Source organism: Brevibacillus borstelensis (assembly GCF_037834415.1).
Taxonomy (GTDB): Bacteria; Bacillota; Bacilli; order Brevibacillales; family Brevibacillaceae; genus Brevibacillus; species Brevibacillus borstelensis_A.
This window is the reverse complement of record NZ_JAUMSJ010000080.1, coordinates 1-2,727: the sequence shown is the minus strand read 5'-3', so window position 1 is coordinate 2,727 and position 2,727 is coordinate 1. Positions and strand designations below refer to the sequence as shown.

Below are 2,727 nucleotides of genomic sequence, written 5' to 3'. Positions count from 1 at the left end.
GGCATGGACAAGAATACCTTACTTTCGTCATTTGGTAAATGGGTTTCGCCTATTTTTTCGAAAAGGTTTTATCAAGAGGTAGCTTCAAGCGATCAGGACAAGTATGTAAAAAAGCTGACCACTCCAGCTTATCTCCTGTTATTTCTCCATGCTCAATTGCAACAACGGGAAGGGTTGCGTGCAATCGCAGACGATGTATTAGGGACGAAATTCCAACGGGAATTAGGGTTTACATCTATCAGTGCTTCGCAACTTTCACGCAAGCATCAACAAATGAGCACGCAACTGCTCCAGCATGTCTTTATGGAGTTGGTTCAGCGTATTCGTTTATGCTCGATGCCATCAAAATGGAAGCGAGATTTCCGAATCATCGACTCGACGACGATTCCGCTGTGTGTAGAAACATACAAATGGGCAACCTTTCGCGAAACAAAAGCAGGAGTGAAACTTCACTTCCAGCTGGCTTTTGTATCCCCGGAAGATGTCTATCCAGAAACGGTACAAATGACCACCGCTCGTTCCCATGATCGAACTCAACTGGGCAAGCTAGTCGATCAGTCTGGCATCACGTATGTATTTGACCGGGGTTTTAACGACTATGCGAAGTTTGATGAGTATTGTGAACAAGGTATTTTCTTCGTCACCAGAGCGAAAAAGAATGCATCGATTCAATATCTGTATGATCGATCTATTCCGGAAAATAGTGCCATTACAAGAGATTGTTTCGTGGAAATGGGGACAATGCAAAAGCGAATGCGCCATCTTCTTCGCCTTGTTGAATCCATGGATTTAGAAGGAAATCCCCTTGTGTTAATCACAAATCGGTGGGATCTGTCGGCAGAAGAGATTGGCGACATGTACCGCAGCCGGTGGGCCATTGAAATCTTTTTTAAATGGCTGAAACAACATGTGAAGATTACTTCGTTTTATGGGAAAAGGAAAGAAGCCGTTCTGAATCAGGTGTTTGTTGCTCTGATCGCCTATTGTTTGCTTGTACTGGCCAAGATCTATTCGAACAGCAAAGGGAGTTTGCTTCAGATTTATCGTTGGTTGAGAGCAACTCTTTGGGATGACTGTGAGACATGGTTGAACCTGCTTGCATCAAAACAAAAGGAACCTTATACATAAGCAAAAAGACAATAGATCGTGTAGCCTTTGATTGAACTGTATAAAATTACCAAACGGACGGAACTACCTTTAGGCTGTCGTTCCGTTCTTAGTTTTTTGAAAGTAAAAAGTCATTCAGAAAAGTGAGTTTATTTTTCGGCTATGTGTTTATGCAACGCTAGTGAGATGGTCTATATAACTTAATCAATTGCAGATTTTATAAAAATGACAAAGAAAAAGTCAACTATGAGAGCTGACTTTAATAACTTTCTATCTTACTGAAGTGTAATAAATATAAAAGCAATAGTGATCAACAGAAAAAGAACAAATAAAACTCCAAAAACTATAGATGTGTTTGCTGCTTTACTAAATCGAGTTATATTAGAGTTCTTCAAAGACTCAATAGAATTAAAAAAACTTTTCAAGGCACCTACCAAAAAAAGTAATGTAAAGAAAACAAATAAATACAGCAATATATCACTTTCCTTTCTTTCTTAATCTATATGACATTATCAAGCAAAAAGTACTAAAAGCTCCCTTGAAAGAGCTTTTAGTACCAAAACTTTAGTATGAGAAAGTTAAAAGAAAATCAGCAGCTTCCGTAGTTCTTTTAGGAGTTACACCAACACCAAATGTAGGCAAAACGCTGAACGAAACTTCTGCTGTAACTGTTGTGTGTCCATATTCAAACCTCACATTTGTAGTTCCACTTTCGGTATCTTTTACATATACATATTGACCAATATATCCCTGATGTAAAAGATTGCTAGGCAGTGATTGCAGAGTAAAGTTAGTACCAACTCCAGACCCTAGAGAAGAGTAACTAGGTTTAGTTTTTTTACTGCAATTCCAAGGGGCAGTTACATTGTTATCCACTCTGTAACAATACTGTGTTTCATGCTGAGTTACATCTCCTTTTGAATTGGTAGGTAGAAACCATTTGGTATTATCAGGATAACCCAGACTAACACCATCTGTAAATGTGAACACAGGTCTCTTTAACCATTCAAAATTACCATAAAGATAAAACTTTTTGTATCCTGGCATGTCAGAGGTAACTTTGAAAGCTGTAGCTGCTAACTTAATGTCCGTACCTTTTTCTAACGCTTGCGGGCTTATGCCTGATTTATCGGAGTTCTCTTCATTCACTTCTTCAGAAATCTCTTTTTCAAATGTATGCACTTCTTCATTAGATGCGATCTTAACTGCCCCATTTTCAATTAATGATTTAAGCACATCGCTTGGAAAGTTTTTCAGTTCATCTTCATCTAGTCCAACTTCATCTACAAGGATTCTTGCTTCTTTTTTACTAATACCTTCTGGAATGATTTTTGATTCCACTGAAGCAGCAAAACCAGAAAGAGGCATCAGAGCAGCTAAAAATACCGTTGCGACACTTAATAGAACTTTTTTCATTGCGTACTGATTCTCCTTTTCCCAAATATTGTATATTACTGTTCTAACCCATATTATCCCATCATTTTACAAATGTCAACATTTTACCAAAATGTTGTAATAATATACTTGTTAAAAAATTTCCTTTTAGACAGCTTCTGCTTTCAGCAACTTGAATACCCGGAGCTAATAGTTTAGTTCGGCAATCTGAGCATAGAACCATTC

The 2,727-nt window shown here is 37.9% G+C and carries 2 protein-coding genes; one reads left to right on the top strand and one right to left on the bottom strand.

The genetic code is table 11. The features are described 5' to 3' along the window. The coding region (locus Q3F21_RS26985; RefSeq protein WP_340259655.1) for an IS4 family transposase at positions 1-1,128 on the top strand (1,128 nt) is incomplete at its 5' end. Between the two features lie 543 nt (positions 1,129-1,671). Here the strand turns inward: Q3F21_RS26985 and Q3F21_RS26980 are convergent. Continuing rightward, complete coding sequence (locus Q3F21_RS26980; protein WP_340259653.1) at positions 1,672-2,523, bottom strand: hypothetical protein; 852 nt, start codon at positions 2,521-2,523, stop codon at positions 1,672-1,674. Positions 2,524-2,727 lie beyond the last annotated feature (204 nt).